Raw genomic sequence first — 26699 nt, forward strand, 5'->3', positions numbered from 1 at the left:
CTCGCAGGCACCTGTCACCGGCACGTTATCGCCGGCTGATACCGCCATCGCGATCTCAACGGATAGTAAAAATGCGTTTTCATTCTGCCAATAACAATGTTCGCCAGATCAAGGGTGTGTTCGCCGGCTGTGCCGGCGCTTTCATCGGCATCGGGCTGATGAGCGCTCTGGTCAATATTCTTTATCTCACCGGCTCGCTGTTCATGATGGAGGTCTATGACCGCGTCCTGCCGAGCCGCAGCCTGCCGACGCTGGTCGCCCTGTTCGGCATCGTCGTGGTGCTTTACGCGTTTCAAGGCCTGTTTGACGCCCTGCGCGGCCGTTTGCTGGTGCGGCTTTCCGATCGTCTCGATCAGGCGCTGTCATCGAAGATCTACGATGCGGTTATCGGCCTTCAGCTGCGCCTGCCCGTCAGCGGCCGTCAGGCGCAGCCGCTCCGCGATCTCGATACGATCCGCTCGTTCCTGTCCGGTAGCGGGCCGCTTGCGTTGTTCGATCTGCCCTGGCTGCCATTTTATATTGCCATCTGCTTCGCTTTTCATTTCTGGCTCGGTGTCACCGCACTTGCCGGCGCCGCCATTCTTACGATTTTCACGCTGATGACGGAGCTGGTGTCACGGCGTCCGGTGGAAGAGGCGGCGCACCACTCCGCCAAACGTAACCGACTGGCCGAAACCAGCCGCCGTAATGCCGATATTATTTCCGTCATGGGAATGGCTTCGCCACTACGCGCACGCTGGCAGGCGGATAACCGCGCCTATGTTCGCGAGCAGAGATCGGCAAGCGATATCGCCTCCGGTTTCGGCGTGGCAAGCAAGGTGCTGCGCATGCTGCTGCAATCCGGCATCCTCGCGGTCGGTGCCTGGCTCGTCATCAACGAACAGGCAACGCCAGGCATCATCATTGCTGGTTCCATCCTGTCTGCAAGGGCGCTGGCGCCGGTCGATCTCGCCATCGCCAACTGGAAAGGTTTCATTGCTGCCCGGCAAAGCCGCCGGCGTCTCGAAAAAACGCTGGCGCTGCTGCCGGACGGGAACGCGCGAATGGATCTGCCTGCGCCGCACGCCCTTCTGTCGGTCGAGCGGGTGGGTGCCATGCCGCCCGAAGCGACTGAACCGGTGCTGCAGGACATCGTCTTCACACTCGCAGCCGGCAGCGCCCTTGGTGTGATCGGCGCAAGCGGCTCCGGCAAGAGTTCACTGGCACGGCTTCTCGTCGGCCTCTGGCGGCCGCTCAAAGGTGCCATTCGGCTGGATGGTGCGACGCTCGACCAATGGCCGGCGGAGGCCTTGGCCCGCCATATCGGCTACATGCCGCAATCTGTCGAACTGCTGGACGGCACGATCGCCGAAAATATCGCCTCCTTCGATCCGGAAGCGCGTTCGGAGAAGATCATCGCGGCGGCGCGCGCGGCCCGAATTCACGATCTCGTCGTCAGCCTGCCGGATGGTTATTCCACCGAGGTCGGAGAAACCGGACGGCAATTGTCGGCGGGGCAGAAACAACGGATCGCCCTTGCCAGAGCGCTTTATGGTGAACCGTTTCTGGTTGTGCTCGACGAACCGAATTCCAACCTCGATTCAGAGGGTGAGGATGCGCTGACCGCAGCCATTCTCGGGGTTCGCGAACGTGGCGGCGTGGCCGTCATCATCGCCCACCGTCCAAGCGCGCTTTTTGCAGTGGACAAGGTGCTGATGCTTGCCGACGGACGACAGCAGGCTTTCGGTCCGAAAGAGGAGGTGCTTGCCAAGGTGTTGCGCCCGGTTGGCGGCACGGCAGGCGCGCTTAAGGTCGTGCAGGCGGCGGAAACAGGAAAGGCTTGAAAATGGATGAATGGCAGACACTCAGGCGCTCGATCCGCAATCACCTAGCTGCCGGAGGTCTCGGATTTCTGACGCTGACAGGCCTGTTCGGCGGCTGGGCGGTTGGCACGGAGATCGTCGGCGCGGTGATTGCGCAGGGATCGCTGGTGGTTGAAACCAGCCTTAAGAAAGTCCAGCATCCGGCGGGTGGCGTCGTCAGCGAGCTGATGGTGCGCGACGGCGATCGGGTGAAGGCCGGTGACGTGGTGATGCGCATCGATGCGACAATGACCAAGGCCAATCTGGCCATCGTCGTCAAAAGCCTCGATCAATTCACCGCCCGCAAGGCGCGGCTTGAAAGTGAGCGAGACCGGGCCGACAGCGTGGTGTTTCCGCAGGCTTTGCTTGACCGGGCCGATGACGCAGAGATTGCCGCGATGATGAACGCGGAGCAGCGTCTTTATGAAACCCGCAAGGCTGTCCGTGAAAGCAAAAAAAGCCAGCTCGAACAGCGCGTGCGGCAGCTTCGTGATGAGATAACCGGCATGGAAGCCGAGCGGGCAGCGAATTTCCGCGAGCAAGGGATGGTCGATGAGGAATTGAACCGCTTTCGCTCACTGCACGAAAGGGGCCTGATGGAAAGAAGTCGGCTCAGCACGCTGGAGCGTCAGGCGACGGATATCGAAGGGGATATCGGCCGGCTGATGGCGGGCATTGGCGGCGTCGAGGCGAAGATCAGTGAAACGGCATTGCAAATCCTCCAGGTTGATGAGCAATGGTCGGAGGAGGTCGGCTCGGATCTGCGTGAAATGGAAGCCCGCATCGGCGAATATGTCGAGCGGCGCGTGGCGGCTGAAGACCAGCTAAAACGTGTCGATATCATCGCGCCGCAGGATGGTGTCGTGCATCAGCTTTCAGTGCACACCGTCGGCGGAGTCGTGGCACCCGGTGAGCCGATCATGATGATTGTTCCTGAGGTCGACAAGCTGGTGGTCGAGGCCAAGGTTGCGCCGCAGGACATCGACCAGATCTATTATGGTCAGCGGACAAACCTGCGTTTCTCTGCCTTCAATCAGAAGACCACGCCGGAAATCACCGGAACGGTGGAGCGCATTTCTGCGGATGTGACGGTGGATCAGCGAACGGGTGCCAGCCATTACGTGGTGCGTGTTGCAACGTCTCCGGAGCAGATAAAGCGGCTTGGGGAATTCAGCCTGATGCCCGGCATGCCGGTGGAGGCCTTTATCACCACCGGCGAGAGAAGCGTTTTGTCGTATTTTCTCAAACCCCTGCTCGATCAGGCCAACCGGACGTTCCGCGAGGTTTGAGAGGCTGCGGCACCGAACAAAAAAATGGAGATAGTCTATAAAGGCTGCGTGTCCTTCGCATATGCGGTGCCGAACCGCCGACGGAGCTCTGCAAAGCCTGGGCTTCGGGCTGATCTGCAATATCCGCATGCACATCCGTCAGCGCGAAGCGGGTACGGCGGCACGGTGATCAAGTCTTCGGTTGCAGGAGAAAATTGTATCGTGGCGCAGGCGCGTCGCAACTGGAGCCGGTTGGAGATCGGCATGACGACAAGGCTGCTCGTACTTATCGTCAGCCTCACACCGTGCGCCCATCAGGCGCACGGTGCTTTTTATTGCGGAACCGGATCGCGATCTATGGCAATCCGGCTCCGTTCGCACAAAAACGTCAGCCGATCTGCGCGTTATCGTCACGCTTGATGGCGATGACGGCCGAGCGTGGCAGCTTGCCTTCGCCATCCGGGAAGGGGGCGTCGGGGTGCTGGATGCCGACGAAGTGGGTGCGCTTGTCGCCGGACCAGGTCTGGCCGGTGACTTCGGAACCCTTAGGTGCCGTCAGGAAACGCTCGATGCGGCCGGTGGCCGGGTCGCCCGCCAGCATCTGGTTGTTGCCCTGGCCGGCGAAGTTGCCTTCGTTGCTGTCCTCGCCATCGGTCTGGATCCAGAGGAGACCGGTACTGTCGAACATCATGCCGTCGGGCGAGTTGAACATGTTGCCTTCGTTGATGTTCGAGGAGCCGGCAAAGGCGTCCTTGTGCACGGAAGGATTGCCGGCCATGCAGAACAGGTCCCACTTGAACTTCGCGTCCGCATGGTCGTCATTTTCCGGATACCAGCGCACGATCTGGCCGTATTCGTTCTTCTCGCGCGGGTTGGCGGCATTGATGGCCATGGCGTCGCCGCCGGCGTTGGAACGCAGCTTGCCGTCTTTGACTTCGCCACGGCGGCTATTGTTGGTCAGCGCGCAATAGGCTTCGATGGCGACCGGGTTGATGGCGACCCATTCCGGACAGTCCATGGTGGTCGCACCCACCTTCGAGGCGGCCTGGCGGGTGAAGACGCAGATTTCGTCGATCTTCATGCCGGTGCTTTCAGGCGTCAGAGCCACCCATTCGCCTGCGCCGTCATCGGCGAACTTGGCGACATAAAGCGTGCCTTCGTCGAGCAGCCTGGAGGTGTCGCCGCCCGGCACGTAAATGCCGTTGGAGACGAATTTGTAGAGGAATTCGCCACGCTCGTCGTCACCCATGTAAACGACGACACGGCCGTCACGGGCAATCACCACGGCGGCGTTTTCGTGCTTGATGCGGCCAAGCGCGGTGCGTTTGATCGGGGTGGAGGAGGCGTCCGAAGGATCGATCTCGACCACGTAACCGGCGCGGCGCGGCTCGTTCGGGTTCTTGGCAACGTCGAAACGCGCGTCGAACTTCTCATAGGCGTAGCGAGTTTCGGCCACGATGCCGTAACGCTTGTAGTCATCGGGCAGCTTGAAGGCGGCATCGGTGGTGCCGAAATAGCCGTTGAAGTTTTCTTCGCAGGTGAGGTAGGTGCCCCAGGGCGTGCGGCCTGCGCCGCAATTGTTGAAGGTCCCGAGACAGTCGATACCGTCGGGATCGGCGGCGGTCTTGACGAGCTCGGAGCCTGCGGCCGGGCCGGAAAGCTTCATCGGCGTGTTGTGGTGGATACGGCGGTTGAACGGGCTGTCGAGAACGATTTCCCAGCCCTCGTTGCCTTCCACCACTTCCATGATGGTAACGCCCTGCATGTTCTGCAGGATCTTTACGTCGTCGGCCGTCTTCGGGTTGCCCTTGTCCGTGTGCGGCAGGTTGATTTCAGGGTTCACATATTCATGGTTGACGGCGATCAGCTGGTGAGCGCCGACCATGAAGAGTTCCATGCCGTCGGTATTTTCACCAAAGACCTTGTCGGAGTTTTCAACGCTGACACCCTTGGTCGGGTCGAGATCGGGAACGTTGGAAAACAGCGGCTGGCCCCATTTGGCAACCGGCTTCCAGCTGTAACCTTCCGGCACGTGAATGGTGTGGTCGGTTGCGGCCGCCACCGGTTTGAAGGGGAAGCGGCCAGCGGCGGCTTCCTGCGCTTCGGCCGAAGTGCTTGCCATCAGGTTGCCAAGCGTGCCCATGGCAGCTGCGGCCGAGCCGAAGGCCAGCACACCGCCGAGGAAACCGCGGCGGGAAATCGCGGTTTCGACCACGCGGTCGAAATCGGTTTCGGCCGGCGGCGGGTTTTGCAGTTCATCCCATTCGTCCCAGGACAGTTTGCTCGTATCGATGTCGGTCATGTCGTGTCTCCACCGTTGCATGTTTGGAATCATTCCAACAAGCTGCGTACCGTTTGAGTATTTCACACGGATGACGGGAGGAGTGGCTTTAAATATGAGTTTATGGGAACAGAAACCGTTGTTTTTCCCTCATTGCGGGAGAAGGATGCGGGTGAGCAGGAGGTCTTCGAAATGGCCAAAGCGGAAGGCGATCTCCGTTCCCTCAAGCCAATTGCCGGTGAGATCGGCGGTCAGGCGAAGGGACCCCGAGCCATCCGCGTCGTAAGCGGATAATTCGGCTGCTTCGAAAAAGAAAAGCCGTTTCACCGTCGGATAAAGCGCCTTGAACAGGCTCTCCTTGGCCGAAAAAATGAGCCCGGTCATGAAGGGATCGACAATGTTGCCGAGGCTGTGAAGCTCATGCGCCGTCAAGGTCTGCGAAGCAATATCGCGGGCTTCTTCTTCGCTCAGGCGTTTCTCGATATCGATGCCGATGCCGAGAAACCTGCTGCTGGAGCCAGCAAGGGCAATTGCCCGATCACTGCTATGAGAAATCGCGCCGACCACACCTTCGGGCCAGATCGGCGCGCGGTCCTCTCCCATTCCGGGAAATGATGCGTGGCCGGTAAGGCGGCGTATGGCTTCCGCCGCGCATCTGCGTCCCGCCAGAAACTCCGCCTTGCGTCTCGGCACCGCCCGCAGCAGCTGTGCTGGCAGGGCAGGGGCGATGCTGCCACCGGTTTCGTCGTCGGGGCTGTAACGAAGGGTGAGGCAATGGCAATCGCTGCTGTCATCCGGCCACGGCCAGACCGCTTCCGGCTGGTTGCCGAAAACAGTCTCGTTATGCAATGCCGGCATGATCGCCATATCTGTCCCTCACTACGCCGGCGAGATCAGGCCGCGAGCGTTGCGCCGCCATCAACCACGATCTGCTGCATCGTCACGTGGCCAGCCTGATCGGAGGCGAGAAACAGCACCGTATCGGCTATATCATCCGGTCTTGCAATCTTGCCAAGCGGAATACCGAGCTTGAACTGCTCCGGCAGGCCGGCGACGAGCCGTTCCTTGCCGGTGGGATCGCTCAGCATGCCGGCCAGCATCGGCGTATCGGTGGAGCCGGGCGAGACCACGTTGCAGCGCACGCCATAGGGCGCAAGTTCAAGGGCGGCGCAATGGCTGAGGCTGACCAAAGCTGCCTTGGAAGCGCAATAGGCCATCATGCCGATGCGCGGCACCACGGCTGCATTGGAGCCGACATTGACGATCGCGCCACGCCGCTGCCGTTTGAAGGCGCCACTCCATTGCCGCAGCAGATGGAACGGGCCTGCGGCATTGACATCCATGCAGGCTTTCCAGTCTTCCGGCGTCAGGCTTTCGCTGTCTCCAAGCCGCAAAATGCCTGCGGCGTTGACGAGGATATCAAGGCCGCCCCATTCGCTTTCGATTGCCTTGCATACTCTCTCCACCGCCGCGGCGTCGGTGATGTCGAGGGCGATCTGGCGGAAGGGTGCTTCCGCTGTGCCAGCCAGAAGGTCGAGGCCGATGACTTCGGCCCCTTCCTCGATGAAACGTTCGGCGATGCGGCGGCCGATGCCCTGGGCCGTGCCCGTCACCAGCACACGCCGCCCGGTAAATCTCTGTTGCGTCATCTTGTCTGTCCGCTCAGGCTGCAAGCCGCTTTTCGTCGATCAGTGTCCACCAGGCGGAAAGTGTGGGCACACGCGCAAGCTCATCGAAGCCGACGGTGACGCCGCGTTCCTTCAGTTCGCCGGCGAGTTTCATGACCTGCAGGGAATCCAGCCCGTAAAAGATCAGGTTCTCGTCGGGGTCGATATCGCTTTCGTCCTCCACAAGCTGCAGGACACGGGCTTTCAGCCATTCGCGGGTGTCGGCAGTCTCTCCGGCGCCGACGAGGCTTGCGGTGTCGATCACCACGCCGCAGCGTGTCGCCACATATTGCAGCGCCATGCGGTGCTCGGCCTCGGAAAAATCGGCGACGCCGTCACCGATCATGAAGGGCTGGATATCCTTCATGAAAGCTTCCACCGCCGTCATCATGCAGCCGATATGGGCGTAAACGCCGCCGACAATGATCTGGTCGCGGCCCCAGCCCTTCATGCGTTCGGCAAGATCGGAACGCTGGAAGGCGCTGTAGCGCCATTTGGTCAGCACCACGTCATCAGGTGTCGGGGCAAGCTTATCCACCACCTTCTGCAGTTCCGGGTCCACGACGGTGAGGCCCGGTCCCCACATGTCGTTCAGCAGCGCCCGGTCGCCGGGCGGCTGGTCGTGCGGCTGGGCCGTGTAGATGACCGGTACGCCGTTCTGAACCGCCCATGCCTTCACCTTCGCGAGATTGTCGATGAGGGTCGTCATCAGTTTGCCGTCGGCCTCGTAGAACCGCAGGAAATAACGCTGCATGTCGTGGATGAGCAGCACGGCGCGTTTCGCGTCGGGCTGCCATTTTGTCTTGTTGGCCGGAAAGCTGGCGGCAACCGGCATCGGATAATCGGAAATAGTGGGGATCGTCATGAAGACCTCGGTGGTTTGGCGCGCCGGGCGGCGCATAGTGATTTGGGACGCCCTGTAGAGCGTCCCCTTCGATAAGAGCGCGTGTCAGGCACTGACGGCGACAGGGGGTGCCGCGAGCAGGTCGCGCAGGTGTTTCTTGTCGATCTTGCCGACGGCGGTAAGCGGCATGGCGTCGATGAAACGCACCCGGTCCGGCAGCTTGTAATCCGCGACGCCGAGCGCGGCGAGATGCTGGCGGATGGCCGGCGCTTTCAGCGCGGGATTGCGCGAGACGACGAAGACGCAGCTTTTCTCACCGAGAAGTTCGTCCTGCATCGCCACCAGTGCAGCATGCGTCACATCAGGATGCCGCAGGATCAGGTTTTCCACCTCTTCCGAGGCAACCTTTTCGCCGCCGCGGTTGATCTGGTCCTTCACCCGGCCGACGACCCGCAGATACCCTTCGGGCGTGCGCTGCACCACATCGCCGGAGTAATAAAAGCCCTGTTTGTCGAAGACCCGGGCGCTGTGTTCTGGCGCGTGGTAATAGCCCCGGAACGTATAGGGGCCGCGGGTTGCCAGCATACCGGCCTCGCCCTCGGGCACATCATTGCCATCCTCGTCAACGATGCGGATTTCGTCATCCGGGCTGATTGGCCGTCCTTGCGTGGTGAAGACGAGATGGTCGGGATCACCAGCGCGGGTATAGTTCACCAGACCTTCGGCCATGCCGAAGACCTGCTGCAGCGCGCAACCCAGCACCTCCGGCACCTGGCGGGCCAGCGCTTCGGCGAAGCTGGCGCCGCCGACCTGCAGGAGCTTGAGGGATTTCAGCCTTTGGCGATGTGCGGGTGCTGCCTGCAACCACAACGCCACGGCCGGCGGTACCAGCGGCACCATGTCGATGCCGTGTTTTTCGATGAGATCGAAGCAGGCAAGCGGCTCCGGATTGGCGGCCATGACCACCGTGCCGCCGGCGTGAAATACACCGAGCGCTCCGGGTGAACTCATCGGGTAATTATGAGCCACCGGAATGGCGCAAAGAAAACGGGTCTGCGGCGAAAGTTCGCAAATCTCCGCGCTGGCCCGGGCGCTGTAATCATAGTCGTTATGCGTCCGGGGGATCAGTTTCGGCGTTCCGGTGCTGCCGCCGGAGAGCTGGAACAGCGCCACCTCGTCTGCCGCCGAAGGGGCATAGGTCGGCGGATTTTCCGCAGGCGCGGCAAGCATCCGTTCAAGGCTGCGTTGCGGCTCCGTCGCGCCCAGCAACAGGGTCAGGGAGAGCTGCGGAGAGGAAGCCTTAAGCACGTCCAGAAACGCGTCATTGGCGAAAAGCTCATGGCTGCGCGAGGCAATCACCAGTTTGGGCGCGATCTGTTCGGCATAGGAGGTCATTTCCAGCCGGCGGTGGCTGAAGAGCGCGTTGACGGGTGCCGCGCCGATTTTGATCAGTGCAAAAAAGACGAGATAAAATTCGGCGATGTTAGGCAATTGCACCAGTGCCGTGTCGCCCTTGCCGATGCCTGCCGCCGCAAGATGGCTTGCGAGATTGGAGGATTGCCGGTCGAGTTCGGCATAGGTAAAGCGGCGCTCACCGCAGATCAGCGCCGTCGCATCCGGCTGGCGCTGCACCTGTTCGGTGAGGATGCGGCTCAATGGCCTGTCGATCCAATAGCCGCGCTCGCGGTATAGGCGCGCCAGGTCGTCGGGCCAGCGTTCAAATTCGATTGTCATGGTTATCCCCGGGGAAAGTTCGGTCGCGCTCAGGCGGAAAGACCGCAGGCATTCAGCATGGTTTTGAGCTTGGTCTGCACCTCGGCCCATTCGGATTCGGGTTCCGAGGCCTCCACGATGCCGGCGCCGGCGAAAAGCCGCACGGTCTGGTGCTGCACGGTGCCGCAGCGGATCGTCACTACCCATTCGCCATTGCCCTGCGCATCCGTCCAGCCCACCATGCCGGTGAACAGGCCACGCTCGAAAGGTTCGACGAAACGGATGAGGCGATGGGCGCGTTCGGTCGGGAAACCGCAAACGGCCGGTGTCGGGTGCAGCAGGCACGCCAGTTGCAGCGCGTTGGTTTCCGGGTCGGCAAGACGGCCTTCGATGCGCGTCGAAAGGTGCCAGAGTGCGGCCGTATTGATGAGGGAGGGTTTTTCCGGAACGTCGAGTTCCGCGCAGCATGGCGAAAGCAGCGAACGGATATCCTCGATCACCAGACTATGCTCGTAGTGGTCCTTTTCCGACGCCGAAAGCCGGTCCGCATTGGCCTTGTCCGCCACCGGGTCGGTCATGCGTTTCGCAGATCCGGCCAGGGGGTTCGAGATGATCTTCTCACCCTGCTTGCGGATGAGCAGTTCCGGGCTGACGCCGATCAGGTCACCGCCCTCCGGAAGCGGAATACGGAACTGGTAACCCTCGCGATTCTGCTTGGCGAGGCTGGCCAGCAATCTCTCGACATTGACCTCGGAGGCGAAGGTCAGTTCACGCATGACGGAAAGCACCGCCTTGCGCACTTCGGAATGGCGGAAATTGAGAATGGCATGCTCGACGGCATGTTTGAAACCGGCCTCGTCCGGCAGGCTGTTTTGGCCGACAAGCGCCGGCATGGCCGAATCAGTGGCGACCGGAACCGCGTCGCGCGGACTCCACTTATGGTTGTTTGGGATGTAAAGGCATGACGGTTCGCTGACATCGAAGGGGATTGCGCCAATCGCGATCGGATTGTCCTGTCCAGCCCGGCGTGCCCGTTCGAAAGCGCCCTTAATCGCCTGCTGCAAAGGGCTTGCCATGTCTTCGCCACCGCGGGCTGGAAGGGTTATCCTTTCGCGAATTCCTTCGGCCCGCAACTGCCCAGTGCCGGAGGTAAACAAAAATTCTCTATTAAAATCAGTAATTTCGTCGGATTCGACGTCATTCGTCCTGAGTGCTCCCGTTTTCATGGGATGCCTCCTGTTCGAGTGGTTGACGATGGCTTATACTTGATTATAATAATCATGTTTTGTCAATCGGTGCAAACTCACATGCGAAATTTAACCCCGATGCAGGTGGCCTATTGGGTCGGTCGAGAGGCGGATGGGATACTCGGAAAAGTTACGCCCCATCTTTACCTCGAGTTCGACGGGCAGGGATTTGACGCGGAAAAACTGGCCATTGCAGTCGAAAAGCTTTGCCGGCGTCACCCCATGCTAAGCCTCAGGATCGATGCGGAGGGGCGTCAATCCGTCGACCCCTTCGGCCGGCCGCTTCACCTTGATGTCGAAGACCTGACCGCCCTCGATTCGGAGGCTCTGGCGCGCCGGCTCGAGGCAAAACGGCGGGACTGGAGCCATCGGCAGACCGATCTGTGCACCGCATCCCCGGCGGCGATCTCGCTCAGCCTGCTGCCGCAGGGACGCAGCCGGTTGCATGTGGATACCGACATGCTGGCGGTTGATCCCGCCAGCGTTCGGATCGTGATGGAGGATCTCGCCCGGCTTTACGACGAGGGCGAAGGCAAAGACGAAACCGCGCTTTCTGAAGAGGTGGCACCATCCTTTTTCGACTGGGTGGAGCGTCTTGCCTCCGATCCGGAGCAGAGGACCCTGCGTGAAAGAGACCGACTGTGGTGGCGACAGCATATTGCGGATATTCCCGATGCGCCGCCGCTGCCATTTTTGCCGGAAGACGCCACCCGTGCCGTTCACACGGATCGCTTCGCCACCATGCTTTCAGCGGCCGAGCGAGGCAGTCTGGAGCAGGCGGCGCGGCGTTGCTCGGTGACGACATCGGTGCTGTTGCTCGGTGTTTTCGCCGTGGCACTGTCGCAGGCGACACAGGCGCAAAAGTTCAGGCTGTCCGTGCCGGCTTTCTGGCGCGCGCCGCTGGTGGAAGGGGTCGATGGCGTCGTCGGCGAATTTTCCAATGTGCTGGTGCTCGGCGTCGATATCAGGCCGGATGAAAGCCTGGAATCGCTGCTCGGCCGCCTTTTCGGCGAGATGAACGGACTTCTCGCCCACCAGTCCTATCCGGGCGTCAGCGTCATGCGCGACCTCTCCCGTCTGCGCGGCGGCTTGCAGAACTCACCCGTGGTCTTCACCGCCGGCGTCGATCTGGCGGGCGGGGAATTGTTTTCGGAAACTGTCGGGCGTGTGTTCGGCTCCATGGTCCACACCGTCTCGCAAGGGCCGGGGGTCGCGCTGGATGCGCAGGTCGCGGCGCTCGATGGGGGTCTGCTGATCAACTGGGATGTGCGGCTCGATGCGCTGCCGGAACATTGGTTGCGCGCCCTGTTTGAAGCCTACACAGGGCTTCTTCGCCAGCTGGCGGATAGTCCTGATCTCGTTTCCGAAAGCGTGGAACGATTTGGCGCACGGCAACCGAAACCGGCAGCCGAGGCGAAAGGAAAACCGATGGAACGTCCTCTCTCACCCCTGCAACAGGCCTATCTGCTGGGGCGCGGCACCCATCTGCCGCTCAGCGGCGTGGCGATGCAGGAGTTTCGCGAATATCGCGGCAGCATCGACCCGGCCCTGCTGCAGTCGCGTCTTTCCGCCATGGTGGAGCGACATGAGAGCCTGCGCACCCGCATCGATGAGCGGCGGCTGGTACAGGTCGTCAGCGACGAGTTGAAGATCAACCTTGATATTGTTGATCTTTCTGCGCTGTCTTCTACTGAAGCGGAAGCGCGAATGAACGCCTTGCGACGGGATTTTTCCCATGCCCATTTTGATCTTGCCGCCTCGCCCTGGCAGGTCACGGTCTTCCGCCTCCCTGCGCGTGAGGCAACGGCTGACCGTGTCGTGGCTTTTCTGCGTTTCGATGCGCTCATCCTCGATGGCCGTGCGATAGCGAGCCTTGCGGCGGAACTTTTCGATGGCGTCCTGCCGGCGGAGGTTGCCGTTGTGGCCAAAACGCCGAAAGAAGATATGGCGGCGGCCCGTGCCGAAGATGCCGCCTATTGGACGGAAAAGCTGAAAACTGCTGAAGTGCCGTCGCAGCTGCCGTGGAAAGCTCCGCTCGAAACCATCGCCGTCTCGCGTTACAGCCGTCAGAGCCTGACCGTTGAAAAACAGCGCTTTGCCGCCTTTTCCCGCATCGGCGCGAAAGAACGGCTGTTCAAGAATTCGGCGCTGACGGCGGTGATCCTCGATGTGCTGTCGCGCTGGCTGAATGAAGGCGCCCTCGTTGTCGGCATTCCTGTCGCCCCGCAGGTGGAAGGAGCCTTCGCCAATCGTTCGAGCTTCATTGCAGTCGAATGGAATGCGGCAAAAGGGGACTTTGCCGAGCGGGCCGCTGGGCTGCAGACGGATGTGCTGGAAGGCCTGAACCACCTTGCTTTTTCCGGCATCGACCTCAATCGCGTGCTTCTCAATGCCAATGCGGGCGGGCTCGCTTTGCCGGTGGTCATCACCAACGGCCTGAGCTGGCCGACGCTGTCGCCCGAATCGACCATGCGCTGGACGGACGGTCTCACGCAGACACCGCAGGTGGCGCTGGACTTCCGCTTTTCGCAAAATCCGCAGGGGGATCTCGTCCTCGATATCGACTATGCCGAAGAGGCGATCGATGCCGCAATGGTCGGGAATATTCTCGCGGCCATCGAGCGTACGATTGCCGCGATCACGGATAACAGCGCTTACGCTTTCAAAGCGCGCGATATTGTCGACCTGTCCCATTATCGGCTGAACGGCGACGAGCGGAGTTTCGTCTGCCCGCCATTTCTGGAACGGATCGCCGCGCATCTTTTCGAGGGTGACCCGTCGCGCACCGCGCTCGTCAGCGGTAAACGGCGCATCTCTTACGGTGAACTCGGTGAGATGGTGGCCGGTGCGATGGCAGGCCTCAAGGCCCGTAATATAGGTCGAGGAGATGTCGTGGCGGTGTGCCTGCCGCGCAGCCCTGAACATACGGCCATCACGCTCGCCGCGGCACTGACAGGCGCCATCTGGGTGCCTGTTGATGCCGGCTCGCCGGAAGACCGGCTGCGCTATCTGCTGACCAATTGCCGCCCGGCCATCATCGTTGCCCGCAGCGTTCCGCAGGGCTTCGAGGCCGTCGAACCGGAGGTGCTTCTCGCCACGCCCGCCCCGGCGGGAACGCCTGTTGCCCTGACGGAACTGGGGGCGTTGTCCCGCAGCGAGGAGCCGGCTTATTATCTCTACACGTCAGGCACCACCGGCAAGCCGAAATGCGTCGTGCTTTCCAACCGCGCCACCGCCAATGTCATCGGCAGCACGCTTGCGGAATGGGCGGTTACGGAAAAGGACGTGTTCATTTCGGTCACGCCGCTGCACCACGACATGTCGGTCTTCGATGTTCTCGGCGCGCTGGTCGCAGGCGCGACGCTGGTGCTGCCGGAACCGGGCGAGGAAAAGGATGCGGTGCGCTGGAACGAACTGGTGGCCGAACATGGCGTGACGCTCTGGTGCTCCGTGCCGGCCATCCTTGAAATGCTGCTGTCTTGCCGCCGTGGCGACCAGCTTGCGTCACTCCGGCTCGTGGCGCAGGGCGGCGATTACATCAAGCCCGTCATCATCGAAGAGCTGCGCCGGCTGAAGCCCGATCTGCGGCTGATATCGCTCGGCGGCCCGACTGAAACGACGATCTGGAGCATCTGGCACGAGATCGTTGCGGAGGATGTCGCGGCCATCCCCTATGGCCATCCCCTGCCGGCCAATCGTTATTTCATCCTCAACGATCAGGGCCAGCATTGCCCGGCCGGTGTCGTTGGCCGCATCCATACGGTCGGCGTGAATGTGGCGATCGGTTATCTGGAGGACGGCGCCATCACCCAGACGGATTTCGTCACGGTGGATGATCCCGAAGGCAAGCCGGTGCGCGCCTTCCGTACCGGTGACCGGGGTCGCTACCGGCCGGATGGCAAGATCATGTTTGCAAGCCGGGTCAATGGCTACGTCAAGGTGCGCGGTGTGCGCGTCTCGCTGCCGGATGTGGAAAACGAACTCATTCGCCATCCCGCCATCCAGCGGGTGCTGGTGGTGGACTATGGCGTCGAGCAAAAGGGCGAGGCGGCCATTGGCGTGCTTTATGTCACCGCCCCCGGCCTTGAACTCTCCAGCGCTGATCTGCGCAATTTCGCCCGCAGCCATCTGCCGGAATCGCATGTGCCTGGCCGGTTCCTCAAGGTTGATGACCTGCCGCTTTCGGCCAATGGCAAGCCGGATCGCCGCCGGGCGCGGGAGTTGCTGATGGCTGCGGTGGGTGGCGCGGAACCGGTAAAAATCTCCGCACCTGCGGTTACCGCCGTCGACCAGGGCCACCGCCGGGTGCTGGATATCTATCTCGGCGTGCTGGGCAAAAAATCGGCGACGGTGGATGCAGGCAGTGATCTGCTCGCGCTTGGCCTCCTGCCATCGCATCTGAAGGCCGTTTCGGCGGAAATCCGCACCGCCTTTGGCGTTGAACTGACGCCGCAGCAGCTTCTGCGGTGCCGCAACGCCAGGCAGGTGACTTCGCTTCTGGCTGTGAAGGCGGCGTGATCCCAATCATTTCGGGCGGCGCCCGGCAACAGGAATAGTTCAAGGAAAAACAGATGGCGCATATCGATCCTGCCGGCGGCTGGCTTCCACTGACCCAGCCGCAACTCGATTTCTGGGAGGAGTTCTCCTTCCATCCAGACGAGCCGGTTTCCACGGTCGCCCATTACATCGATCTTTCGGGTGCGGTGAACGAAGGCGCGCTCCTTCAGGCGATCACCCGCACGGTGCGCGAGTCCGAGGTTCTGTCGATCCGTTTTCGCATCGGTGAGGATGGCGAGACGCCGCAGCAATGCTGCGATGCCGGCCATGCCCCGGTGGTGACGGTTGTTGATCTCCGCACGGATCCATCGCCCTTTGAAGAGGCGCTGCGGCGCATGAACGCCGATGTGGAGGCGAGGCTGGATCTCAGAACCGACAGGCTTTCCGCGCAGCTGCTCTACCGCATCGCCGATGATCGTTATCTCTGGTACATCCGCGCCCATCACATCGTCGTGGATGGCTATGGGCTGACGCTGGTGGAGCAGCGTTGCGGCCAGCTTTACGGGCATTATTGCGGCAAGGGCGAAGCGGGACCGGATTTCCACCCCTTCGCCAGTTTCCTCTCCGAAGAGGATGCCTACAGGCAGAGCCGGCGTTTCGAAAAGGACCGCGATTTCTGGGCGGACTATCTTTCAGCCTCCGCCGATCTGCCCGTGCTGGACAAGGATTGCGAGGATTACGGCGGCGGCGGCCTGCATGCCGATGCGGCCTTGCCGCAGGGTTTCAGCACGCGGTTACAGCAGATAGCCGGCCGTCTGGAAATTGGCTGGCCTGATCTTCTGGTATTGCTGTCCGGTCTTTATCTTCACCGGGTTTTGCCACGTCCGGACCGTGATGTGCTGACCTTGTGGCTGCCTTTCATGAGCCGCTGGGGCAGTGTCGGTGCGCATATGCCGGCCATGCTCGTCAATATCCTGCCCTTCCACCTCACGATCGAGCCGCAGGAAAGCGTCGGCGCATTTCTGGCGCGCAATGCCGCCAACCTGCGCCGCCAACGCCTGCATGGCCGTTACCGCATCGAGCAGATCGCCGCCGACCGGGAAATCTCGAAGGGCCGGCGCTTCTTCTTCTCGCCGCTCATCAATGTCCTGCCCTTCAGCGCGCCGGTCTTTGCCGGGCTCGGCGTCGCGCGGCACATTCTGGCCAATGGTCCCGGCGATGGATTCAACCTCACCTTCCGCGGCGAAGATGACGGCAGCGACCTGAACCTGCATATCGATGCGGATTCGGTACTGACGCAAGCGGAGGATTTCGCCCGTTATCGCGCGGAACTGCCATTGTTCCTTGATGCCATGCTGCGCGAAGAGGTGCTGACGCTTGTGGCGGCGGAGGCGTCTACGGCGTTCCGTTTGGCGGTTTGAGGGGGGGGACGACTGTGGGTGAATGCTAGGCCGGCTTCAGGGTGTGAGGCCGGGTATATGTTGCCGATAAAGACGGATAATCCCTTTTCCGTCATGCCGGACTAGATCCGGCATCCAGCCACGGCGCGTCTGCGCCGTGAAAGGCCTCTCTCGCGATCAAGGACTTGATCGCACTGGACCCCGGACCAAGCCCGGGGTGACGGCGTGCGGATGCAGGGGCCGCGTCAATACATTCTCATCAGCATTCATAGGCAAAAATAACCCAGCTCCGCTAAGCGAAGCCGGGTTTTCCTTGCCCAAGTCCAGCTCAGGCGAGGGTTGTCAGCACCTTGCTCGAAGCGCCGGCTTCGGCAAAGCGGCTGAAGACGCCGCTGGTGGTGTTGCGCAGCCGCTCGACGTCCTGCGGGCCGTAGCGGTCCGAACGGTAGCTCATCAGCACGCGGATGGAGCGTTCACCGCCGATCATTTCTTCCATTACCTCGAATTGCAGCCCCAGCATGGATTCGTGCTTGTCGGGGTCGATCTGGCGGAACTCCACCGGTTTGCCATCTGGTCTGGCAAGCGTGCCATTCAGCTTGTTCCTGGCGTGAATCTGGATGAAGACCTCGAACAGATGGTCGCGGCCGGGCGTCATGCCCAGCGCTTCCTCGACGAGATCGATCGGGATTTCGCTGTGTTCCAGTGAGCCGTTGATGGTGTTCTTCACCGAAGAAATCAGCTCGCCAACGGTCATGTTCTCGCCGAAACGCACGCGATGGGCGACGACCGTGGTGAAATAGCCGATGGTGTCGAAATATCCGCTATCCGTACGGCCCGAAGCCGAGGTGCCGACCACGAGATCGGTCAAGCCACCCAGATGGCGCAGCGATGCGGCGATTGCCGCATAAACCACGTTGAACAGCGAGGCGCTGTTCTGCTTGGCAATGGCGTAGAGCCCGTCGCTGACGTGCTTTTCAAGCTTGAATTCGACCCAGCCGCCGGCCGGCGCTTCATCCTGCGATGCCTCGTGCGGGGTGCTATCCTGCCCGTTGAGGGCAAGGCCCTTCGGCGCATCCCGCAACATATCGGTCCAATAGGCAAGGTGGCCGGCATTGACGCCTGAGGCGACCTGTTTTCTGGCAAATTCATGGAAGGGCGCAGGTTTGGTTGCAAAAACCGGGGCCTTGCCGGCCACTCTTGCCCGGTAGGCTTCGGTCAGTTCGTCCATCATCAGGTTCACCGACCATTCGTCCAGCACGATGTGGTGGAAGAGGAAGGACAGCACCTGCCGGCCGGTCTGTGCATCCCGCAGGAAGCGTAGCCGTATCGGCAATTCACGCGCAAGATCGAACCGCCAGCCGGCCTCTGCGTGGCGGTCCACACCCTGGCTTTCTTCGCTGGTCCAGAACCATTTGTAACCGGGCATGTCGTGCATCGGCACGATCTTCTGCAGAACCGTGTCGTTTTCGACGTAAAAATGGGTGCGCAGGCCGGGGTGGCGCTCGATGATGTCGAGGAAGGCGCATTCGAAAGCGTTTTCATCGACGGGATCGAGGAAATCGAGCGCGAAGGGAATATTGAATATCTCGCCGAAACCGAAGGCGGCATAGGCCTTCCAGAGCGACATCTGCGCCAGCGAAAGCGGCGCGGTCAGCGAGCCGGTTTCCGTCGCTTCCGCATGTGCGGGCGCAGCAGTTTCGAGATGGGTCGCCTGTGTGGCGAGCGCGGCGGCGGTTGGATAGCTGAAAAGGTCGTTGAAACGCAGCTCTATGCCGTGATTGCTGAGCAGACGCCCGATGATGCGGGTGGCGATCAGCGAATGACCGCCGAAATCGAAGAAATCGTCGTCCGGTCCCATATCGGGTGAGGCAAGCGCCTCTCGGAATTCGGCAAGGATGGTCGTGGCGGTGGCGTCATCGCCAGGGTGGGCGGATAGGCGAGCCGGCTGCTCCGATGCTGCGGAGGCATTTTGAGGTACGATGCCGGAAAAATCTGCGCCGCCTTCGAGATGGCTGACGAAACGCTCCAGCAGGAAGGCCGTCGCATGCGGCGACATTTCCTTACCGCCCGTCAGTTCGAGACGGATGTCGCCAGCGGCTGTCGGGCCAGCGGCGAGGGTGAGGCCAAGACCGGATTGCAGGGAGGGCAGGAGCAGGGGTTCGAACTGGAGGCCATGCTCCGATACGGGCTGAACAGGCGCCGCCAACACATGCAGTGTGAAGGTGGCGGGCGCGTCATCATTGTCGTTTCGCTGTTCCAGTCCTGCCAATACGGCTTTTTCAGCCTGTTCGGGCGATTGGTGACGCGAGATCGATATCCGCGATGCAGCCTCCGCTGAAGGTGGCGTAGGGGCATCGTTTTGCAGGCGGAGCGTCACGGTTTCGGGACCGTCGCCTGCCGCGAGGAACAGGGCGAAACGCGCACCGGCACGCGCCAGAAGCGCATTTGTCGCGGTAGAACTGTTGAGGCCGAGCAGTGTGGCGGGAAGATCGACGCCATGGCTGTGGCTTGCCGGCCTCTCCAGCCTGTTTTGCCGCAACGCCACGACTGCTGAGCCGGAGGCCGGGCGCTGCAGCCAGCCGAGTGGAAGCGGGTTGATACCGCCATCTTCGACCTTGCGAGCGGAAAGCGGTTTTGGTGTCTCACCGGCATAGGCGGCGGAAATGCCATCCAGCAGGATTTGCGGCGAGAGGACTTCGCCGAGCAGGCCATGGACCAGGAAGGCCAGCAGGGTTTCCCCTTCATTCAACAGCACCACCGCCTGGAAGGACGGGTCGGTTTCGGCGTCGAAGGGCCTTGCCTGAAGGTCGTGCAGAAGGGCGAGGGCTTCCGCTGACGATGGCACCTGCAGCAATTGCACATCGGAGGCGGACAGGGCTTCGATGCTTTTTGAAAGGGCGCCATCCTCTCCGAAGGCAAAGCGTACGCGAAGCTCGGGCCAGGCTTCGCCGATCGTCTTCAGCGCTGCGGTCAGGCGCAACAGGTCGCATTCTTCGCCGATGCGGTAGGCGAGAAGATGCCGGAAGACCTGATCGGGGTCCTGAAACTGCTTGAACCAGATCTGCTCTTCATATTGGCTCGGCGGTGCTGCGTCGCCTCTGTCGAAGCTCTCTTCGACGCGACGTGCGAGCATACGCGTATTGTCTGCTGCCATGGTCCTCTCCTTGGACATGTTCTGGGAAATGTTCAGGGACATCGCGCCAGGCGCGAAAAATCCTGTTGGCGGGGATCAGTCTCCCACGCGCGCCCGTTCGATCAGCGCCTGCCAGGCGGCAAGAGTGGGCTGCCGGGCCAGCTCGTCATAGTCGAGACGCGTTCCGGCAAGCTGCGAAAGCGGCGGGATGAGGCGCATGAGGGCGAGCGAATGAAGCCCGTGGCCGAACAGGTTGTCCCCCGGTTCGATATCGTGCGCCTCATCCTCCAGAACCTCGGCAAGAAGGGCCTTGAGGTCTGTCAGCATCGTTCCCGCCTCCAGCATGACATCCGCCGCCGCCGTGGGCTCATTCATCGAAATGATCGTGAACGCCGCTGGCGCCGCGCCGCCAGTAACCGGAGGCGCGCGTCCATTTGGGGTTTGCGCCGAATTCTTCGATCAGGAGGGCACGAATCTCCTTTGCGGTCTTGGATTCGCAGGCGACCCAGCTGCAGAAATCGCCCTTCGGCAGCTCAAGCTTGCGCAACGCGTCAGTCAATGCGTCGTGATCGGTTCCGCTCGCGGTGTTTTGCGTCACCCAGACGATCGAAGCGTCAGCCTTTGTGGCGATGTCCAGACGGTCCGCATCCGTTTCAACCTCGATCAGCGCCACAGCCCGTGTGCCTTCCGGCATTTCTTCGAGCCGCCGCGCCAGCGCCGGAAGGCCGGTATCGTCGGCGATCAGCAAATGCCAGTCATAGGTGAAGGGAACGGTGAAAGAGCCGCGTGGGCCGGCGATCCACGCCCGGTCGCCCACCTTTGCGGCTTTCGCCCAGTTGCTGGCGGGGCCGTCATGATGGGTGGCGAAATCGATGGCGAGTTCGCCTTTTTCAGCATCGAAGCTGCGCGGCGTATAATCGCGCGCCAGCGGGCGCGGCGCGCCTTCCGGGAATTCAAGGCCGTTCGGGCCGATCACCGGCAAATTCGGCTCGGTTTCGCCGGGAAGCGGGAAGAACATCTTGACGTGGTCGTCAAAACCGAGGCTTGCAAAGCCCTCCAGTTCCGGTCCGGTGAGGACGATGCGCACCATGGACCGGCTGAGCTGTTCCACCCGCGCAACATCGAGGCAGCGCAGCTTGACGGCGTGGCGATGACGTTTCGGAGTACGGTCCGGAACGGCGGTTTCAATGCTGTCGGTTATGCTCATGCTGTTGTCTTTCGTGGGATGTTGCCGACGGGTTCGGCAGTCTCGCTGTCCCGGATCGGCGTGCGGGATGATCGCTAATCGGAAGTGTCATCCGGCGCGATAATCCGGCATCGTTGCTTCAAGATGTGCAAACCATAACAGGCGCTTCCGGCCGTCGCAATATAACTTTACACAAAAACTCAAGTTTATGGCCGGCGCATGAAATACGCGCCGGTACGCACTGTTTTCAAGAATATCAGGGGCGGCCCGCCCAGCCTTCCACCGCGTCCAGCGTGTGCAGGGCGCTGGGAATGGAAGGCGTCGTGACCCTGGTGGAATCGAGGAACACGATCCTGCCTTCGCGGGCCGGTTTCACGAAACGTTCCCAGCCGGGAATGATCTTTTCCAGTGCCGCGCGCGTTCCATCCTCGCCGCGGGCAGGGCTGTTATAGCTGTTCATCACCACCAGCAGATCAGGATTGAGCTTGCCGAAAGCCTCGGCACTCAGCGGCATGGTAAGGGTGGAGCCAAGCCCGCCGGAAGAGGCGGCGTTATCGATTTTCAGCCGGGCATAACCCAGATCCTCCAGTGCCTGCACCGCGCCGGACATGTCGCCGACAGCATTGATCTGGTCGGTCAGCAGGATCGCCAGATAAGTCTTGCCCTTGACATCTTCGCCCAGCGTCTTTTTGACGGCGGCAAGTTTGGTGTCATAGGCTTTCCGGCGTTCGGCGAAAGCGTCGCTCCGACCCACGAGACCGGCAAGATTTTCTTCCACGTTGAAACCATAGACATGGCCGGTGCTGACCTTTTGCAGATAGACGGGCGCTATGGTGGAAAGCTGCTCGGCCTTGCCGCCATCCATTTCCGTTGCCACGATCAGATCCGGCTGCAGCGCCCGCAGCTTTTCGAGATCAATCTGGCCGACTGCGCCAAAACCCTTGGGTTTCGTACGGCCTTCGCCAAGAACGGTATCGATAAAATCGACGGCGGTGGCGAATTTGCCGTCGCTATTGCGACCATAGGCGCCGACCACATTGGCGCCGAGATCCATCAGCGGCACGCCCAGGAGCGGCTCATGCATGACGACGATGCGTTGCGGCTTTTCCGGAACGGAGACGGTGCGGCCGGCGGCATCGGTCACGCTGCGCTCGGCGGCAAGGCTCGTTCCAGCGGTCAGAAAGGCGGCGAGTAGGATGGCAATTCGCATGGTATTCCCTTTATTCAGTCATTCAATGGCTGTTGGTTCTGCGCAGCGCCTGCAGTCGCAGCGTGAGGATGAAAAGCGGCACGCCGATCAGCGTCAGCGCAAGGCCGATCGGCATCGGCGTATCAGCCACCAGCCCGCGCGACAGCGTATCGGCGGTTACCACCAAGATGCCGCCGGTCAGCCCCGACAGGAAAAGCCTGGCGCGGCCAACGGCGGGCGAAACGAAAGTGGCGAGATGCGGGGCGATGACGCCGAGAAAGGTGAGTGGGCCGACCGCCGTGACGGCTGAGGCACTGAGGATGACCGCGAAAACAATGACGAGCGGGCGCGAATGCCGGACGGTTTCGCCAAGCGCCATGGCCATCTCGTTGCCGAGATCGAAGACCGCAAGCGCCCGACCGATGAGGAAAATACCGGCAATGCTTCCGGCAAAGAGGGGCGCAAAAACGAGGATGGTGGACCAGCTTGCCTGAAACAGCGAACCCGCCATCCAGTCGGCCAGTGAAAGCGACGTTTCCGCCGGCGTGTAGAGCAGAAGCACAGATGAGACGGAGGAAAGGGCGGATTCGATCGCTATGCCCATCAGTAGAATGGCAAGTCCGCTGGAGCGTTCACGTCCAACAAGCGCGATCAGGAGGAAGGCCACAACCAGACCGCCGCCGACGGCCGCCAGCGCTACCACGGTTTTCGGCGCGGCCGGCACCAGCACCAGAAGCAGCATGATGGTGGTCATCGACCCTTGGCTCAGACCAAACAGGCCGGGATCGGCGAGCGGATTGCGGGCGACGGATTGCAGCATGGCGCCTGCCAATGCCACACTCCAGCCGGCCATGAAGCCAAGCAGAATGCGCGGCAGCCGCACCGTCCACAGCGCATAGGCCTGATCGTCGCTCAGATGCCCGCCGGCAAGGCCGTGCAAAAGGTCTAATAGACCTGTTTGGGTATTGCCGAGGCTGACGGATATGGCGGCGAGCACAAGCGCCAGCCCCATCAGCGCGAGGCCGGCCTTCAGATTGCCGATGCCGATTTGCAGACCGCTCGGCAGCCTGAGCACCGCTTTGCCGTCGGTGGCGAAATGTCGTTTCATGACAGCCCCCTTTGCGAAGGCGAAAGATAAAAGCGCTTGACGATGACGATGAAGACGAGGCCGCCGAGCAGGTCCATGAACAGCCCGGTATTGACCACATAAGGCGCAAATAGAGTTTGCGCGCCGAGGTCGGCCAGCACGCAGAGACCCGCGCCGACAAGGGCGGACGCCGGCAAAGCGAGCGTGAAGTTCACGCCGACCAGCGGCCGGACCATATGCGGCACGATGAGGCCGACGAAACCGATCGGGCCGCAGATCGCCACGGCCGAACCCGACGCCAGCATGGTGGCGAAGAGCGCGACCCGGGAAATACGCGTCACGTTCACACCGGCGGAGGCGGCCTTTTCCGCGCCCAGCAGAACGAGCGTCAGCGGTCGTGCTACCGACAACAAAATCACCAGCGCAATGGCTCCGATCCACCAGAAATCGGTAAGGCGCTCGGCATAGACGTGGTTGATATTGCCGCCCACCCAGCTCAGAAATTCGCTGCGCCGTGTCGGATTTGATAACAGCAGGGCATTGGTTACGCCGATCAGCAGCATCGAAACCAGCGCACCCGCGAGGATGAGCGACAGGCCGCGCGGATCGTTCGACCGTCCGGCAAGGCGCGCGACGAAGAAGCAGGCGCCAAAGCCGAGACCGGCGCCGATGAGTGCCACTAATCCCTGCATCTCCGGGGAAAGATCGAACACCAGCGCGCCGGCAACCACAAAAAGCGTCGCGCCGGCATTCAAGCCCAGAGTAGAGGGTGAGGCGAGGGGATTGCGGACAAGCCCCTGCAGCACGCAGCCGCTGACGGCGGTGGTGGCGCCCACGTAAATCGCAATCAATGAGCGCGGGATCTGTTGATAAAGGAGCACCGACTGTTCATAGGTGTCGGCCTCGCCGCGCCAGAGCGTTGCCGCGATTTCGGCAAGCGGCATGTCACCGCTCATGACGAGCAGATTGATAGTGAGGATGGCGGCCAGCAGCAGCGCGGCGGCAAAAATCAGCGTTATTTTCGAGGTCATGCCGGAATGGCCTGTTCCTGCCGCTCCAGCCTGGGCACGCAGATGAGCCGCCCCTGACGGGAGAAGATATCGGCTTCGAGATCGAAAACCTCGGCGACATTTTCAGGGGTGACCGTTTTTTCAACCGGCCCTGAGGCCAGAACCCGTCCGGCTTTCAGCATGATGACATCATCGGCGAAAGTGGAGGCGAGGTTGAGATCGTGCAGTACGACGATCACGGTTTTGCCGTGCCTGTCGGTCAATTCGCGCACAAGGCCGAGAACGGCATATTGATATTTCATGTCGAGATGGTTGACCGGCTCGTCCATCAGGATCACGTCGGTATCCTGCGCCAGCACCATGGCGATGAAGGCGCGCTGGCGCTGGCCGCCGGACAGCGTGTTGACCTGTGCTTTCGCCTTGTCTTCCAGCCCGACGGTCTTCAGCGCCTCGGCAAAAAGTGTGCGGTCGCGCTCGGTCGGGCCGCCGCCAAGCCCGTAACGGGCGTAACCGGCAAGCTCAACCAATTCGCCAAGCGTCATATAGTCAGGGCAATGGCATTCCTGCGGCAGATAGGCGATGCGGCGGGCGAGTTCCCGGCGTCCGATTTCGCCGATCAGACGCTCGCCAAGCCTTATTGTGCCTGATGACAAGGGCAGGAAACCCATGATGGTTTTCAACAGCGTCGACTTGCCGCAGCCATTGGGGCCGACCAGCGCCGTCACCCGCCCGGCCTGGAAACGGGCGGACAGTCCTCTCAAGACGGGGACGTGTCCGTAGCTGGCGTGAAGGTCCGTCGCATCAAGCACCGGATACAACTCCTGTTATTCATTCGGCCATGCGTCGAGATGCCGCTAAGCCGCTATAAGCATTTGAATTTAAATATCGATCTTGCGAAAAACGGATCTCGTTCCGGCAAGCGCGATGCTCTGATCTTGAAGCGACACTAAACTATAGTAAAACTCTCCACAAATCGAAATTTGCCGATTCAACCCGCAGATTTCTTCCCGGTTATTTCAGTCGAGGTGCATCATGTCAGTCGCAGCCAAGCTCCATGTCGGCATGTCGCTGGCCCCAACCTGGCTCAGCGGCGAGGCGTGGCGGCGCGTGGACAGCGATATAGATGGGGTGTTTTCCAGCGATTATTTCGTCGATCTGGCGCAGCGCGCAGAGGCGGCGCATGTGGATTTCGTCTTCCGGCCCGATACGCTTTTTCTGCGCACCGAAGGGCTGGAAACCGGCGGCGGATTTGCCAGCATGGACCCGACCATGCTTCTCGCCGCAATCGCCCGGGAGACCAGTCGCGTCGGCCTGTTATCCACGGTTTCGACGACCTTTCTGCCACCCTATGTGGTTGCCCGCCAGATTCAGTCGCTGAACTGGCTGAGCAACGGCCGGGCGGGTTGGAACATCGTCACTGCCCTCGACGGCCACGAAAATTTCGGCCTCAAGCAAATGCCGTCGCCGCAGGAGCGTTATGAACGCGCCGCCGAATTCACGCAGGTGGTGCGGCAGCTCTGGGCAAGTTTTCCGAACGAGGCGTTGAAGCTCGACAGGGAGAGCGGACGTTTTGCCGATTCCTCGCTGGTGCGGCCGGTTGCGCATGAAGGGCCGCACTTCAGCGTCAAAGGCCCGCTCAACCTGCCGGCCCATGCCAGCCGCATTCCTCTGGTGCAGGCGGGTGCTTCTCCCGAGGGCCGTGATTTTGCCTCGTCGGTGGCGGATGCGGTCTTTGCCTCCACGCCGGATATGCAGGCAGCCATCGAACTCAGGGCGGATCTGCGCCGCCGGGCCGAGGGACATGGCCGCAAGCCGGATGGGGTGAAGCTGATGCCGGGCCTCAGCCTCTATCTGGCAGAGACCCAAAAGGAGGCACTGGAACTCTTCGCGGAGACCCATGCCCGCGTCAACCGCGCCCGCGCCTTTGCCTCCATCCGCGACATGACGGGCCTCGATCTCTCGGATTGGCCGCTCACACGGATCGTCACCGTTTCGGATTTGCCATCGCCGCCTGAAACACCCAGAAGTCGCACCCATGCCAACCTCTTGCGCCGGTTGATCGAGCGGGAAACCTTGAGCGTCGGGGACCTGCTGCAAAGGCCGGAAGTGATGGGGTCCGGCCACTGGCAGGTCATCGGCACCGTGGAGGATGCTTTTGAAACCATTCGGGAATGGGCGCAGGCCGGTGCGATAGACGGTTTCGTCGCGGTGCCCGGAGGGTCTGTCGCGTCGATGCGGCTGGTATTGGAGCGGTTGCTTCCAAGGCTTGGCGATGCCGGGCTTTTCCGCACCGGCTATTCCGGCCATACCTTTGCGGAGCATCTGGCCGAATAGGA

Annotated in this window: 18 protein-coding genes; 5 read left to right on the forward strand and 13 right to left on the reverse strand. The window is 61.5% G+C overall.

What is annotated here, in order from left to right; translation table 11 throughout:
- Positions 1-71: 71 nt before the first annotated feature.
- Complete coding sequence (locus tag PL640_RS18670; RefSeq protein WP_271363003.1) at positions 72-1823, forward strand: type I secretion system permease/ATPase; 1752 nt, start codon at positions 72-74, stop codon at positions 1821-1823.
- 2 nt (positions 1824-1825) lie between these two features.
- The gene (locus PL640_RS18675; RefSeq protein WP_271363004.1) at positions 1826-3130 is read left to right on the forward strand and encodes an HlyD family type I secretion periplasmic adaptor subunit; all 1305 of its coding nucleotides are present in this window, start codon (positions 1826-1828) and stop codon (positions 3128-3130) included.
- Between the two features lie 367 nt (positions 3131-3497).
- Here the strand turns inward: PL640_RS18675 and PL640_RS18680 are convergent, their stop codons facing one another.
- From PL640_RS18680 to PL640_RS18705, 6 genes are all read right to left on the reverse strand, one after another.
- Complete coding sequence (locus tag PL640_RS18680) at positions 3498-5411, reverse strand: PhoX family protein (protein WP_271363005.1); 1914 nt, start codon at positions 5409-5411, stop codon at positions 3498-3500.
- Between the two features lie 129 nt (positions 5412-5540).
- Complete coding sequence (locus PL640_RS18685; protein ID WP_271363006.1) at positions 5541-6257, reverse strand: 4'-phosphopantetheinyl transferase family protein; 717 nt, start codon at positions 6255-6257, stop codon at positions 5541-5543.
- A 26-nt stretch (positions 6258-6283) separates the two neighbouring features.
- Positions 6284-7039: a 2,3-dihydro-2,3-dihydroxybenzoate dehydrogenase gene (gene dhbA, locus PL640_RS18690; RefSeq protein ID WP_271363007.1), complete on the reverse strand. Its 756-nt coding sequence runs from the start codon at positions 7037-7039 to the stop codon at positions 6284-6286.
- 13 nt (positions 7040-7052) lie between these two features.
- Entirely contained in the window at positions 7053-7922 is an 870-nt protein-coding gene (locus tag PL640_RS18695; RefSeq protein WP_271363009.1) for an isochorismatase, read from the reverse strand.
- Between the two features lie 84 nt (positions 7923-8006).
- The gene (locus PL640_RS18700) at positions 8007-9635 is read right to left on the reverse strand and encodes a (2,3-dihydroxybenzoyl)adenylate synthase (RefSeq protein ID WP_271363011.1); all 1629 of its coding nucleotides are present in this window, start codon (positions 9633-9635) and stop codon (positions 8007-8009) included.
- Between the two features lie 29 nt (positions 9636-9664).
- Entirely contained in the window at positions 9665-10840 is a 1176-nt protein-coding gene (locus PL640_RS18705; RefSeq protein WP_271363013.1) for an isochorismate synthase, read from the reverse strand.
- Positions 10841-10921: 81 nt separating this feature from the next.
- Here PL640_RS18705 and PL640_RS18710 point away from each other — a divergent pair, with 81 nt between their 5' ends.
- Together PL640_RS18710 and PL640_RS18715 are read left to right on the forward strand one after the other, a co-directional pair.
- On the forward strand, positions 10922-15379 hold the full coding sequence (locus PL640_RS18710) for an amino acid adenylation domain-containing protein (RefSeq protein ID WP_271363014.1): 4458 nt from the start codon (positions 10922-10924) through the stop codon (positions 15377-15379).
- A gap of 53 nt (positions 15380-15432) precedes the next feature.
- The gene (locus PL640_RS18715; RefSeq protein ID WP_271363015.1) at positions 15433-16779 is read left to right on the forward strand and encodes a condensation domain-containing protein; all 1347 of its coding nucleotides are present in this window, start codon (positions 15433-15435) and stop codon (positions 16777-16779) included.
- A gap of 307 nt (positions 16780-17086) precedes the next feature.
- On the opposite strand, the gene PL640_RS18720 is transcribed toward PL640_RS18715, so the two are convergent.
- The 7 genes from PL640_RS18720 to PL640_RS18750 all read right to left on the reverse strand — a co-directional run bounded on the left by PL640_RS18720 (position 17087) and on the right by PL640_RS18750 (position 25181).
- A complete protein-coding gene (locus PL640_RS18720; RefSeq protein WP_271363016.1) occupies positions 17087-19912 on the reverse strand; it encodes a condensation domain-containing protein in 2826 nt (941 codons plus the stop codon).
- Between the two features lie 75 nt (positions 19913-19987).
- The gene (locus tag PL640_RS18725) at positions 19988-20266 is read right to left on the reverse strand and encodes a phosphopantetheine-binding protein (protein WP_142842865.1); all 279 of its coding nucleotides are present in this window, start codon (positions 20264-20266) and stop codon (positions 19988-19990) included.
- Positions 20259-21098, reverse strand: a complete 840-nt coding sequence (locus tag PL640_RS18730) for a siderophore-interacting protein (protein ID WP_271363017.1) — start codon at positions 21096-21098, stop codon at positions 20259-20261. Before PL640_RS18730 ends, PL640_RS18725 begins: the two co-directional genes overlap by 8 nt.
- Before the next feature lie 235 nt (positions 21099-21333).
- Positions 21334-22287 carry an ABC transporter substrate-binding protein gene (locus tag PL640_RS18735; RefSeq protein WP_271363018.1) on the reverse strand — a complete coding sequence of 318 codons (954 nt, stop codon included), beginning with the start codon at positions 22285-22287 and terminating at the stop codon, positions 21334-21336.
- Positions 22288-22309: 22 nt separating this feature from the next.
- The gene (locus PL640_RS18740; protein WP_271363019.1) at positions 22310-23374 is read right to left on the reverse strand and encodes a FecCD family ABC transporter permease; all 1065 of its coding nucleotides are present in this window, start codon (positions 23372-23374) and stop codon (positions 22310-22312) included.
- The gene (locus PL640_RS18745; RefSeq protein ID WP_271363020.1) at positions 23371-24384 is read right to left on the reverse strand and encodes a FecCD family ABC transporter permease; all 1014 of its coding nucleotides are present in this window, start codon (positions 24382-24384) and stop codon (positions 23371-23373) included. The genes PL640_RS18740 and PL640_RS18745 overlap by 4 nt, the downstream gene beginning before the upstream one ends.
- Positions 24381-25181: an ABC transporter ATP-binding protein gene (locus PL640_RS18750; RefSeq protein ID WP_271363021.1), complete on the reverse strand. Its 801-nt coding sequence runs from the start codon at positions 25179-25181 to the stop codon at positions 24381-24383. The genes PL640_RS18745 and PL640_RS18750 overlap by 4 nt, the downstream gene beginning before the upstream one ends.
- 214 nt (positions 25182-25395) lie before the next feature.
- Between PL640_RS18750 and PL640_RS18755 the strand changes: the two genes are divergently transcribed.
- Positions 25396-26697 carry an NtaA/DmoA family FMN-dependent monooxygenase gene (locus PL640_RS18755; RefSeq protein WP_271363022.1) on the forward strand — a complete coding sequence of 434 codons (1302 nt, stop codon included), beginning with the start codon at positions 25396-25398 and terminating at the stop codon, positions 26695-26697.
- Positions 26698-26699 lie beyond the last annotated feature (2 nt).

Source organism: Agrobacterium sp. ST15.16.024, assembly GCF_027956545.1.
Classification (GTDB): Bacteria; Pseudomonadota; Alphaproteobacteria; order Rhizobiales; family Rhizobiaceae; genus Agrobacterium; species Agrobacterium cucumeris.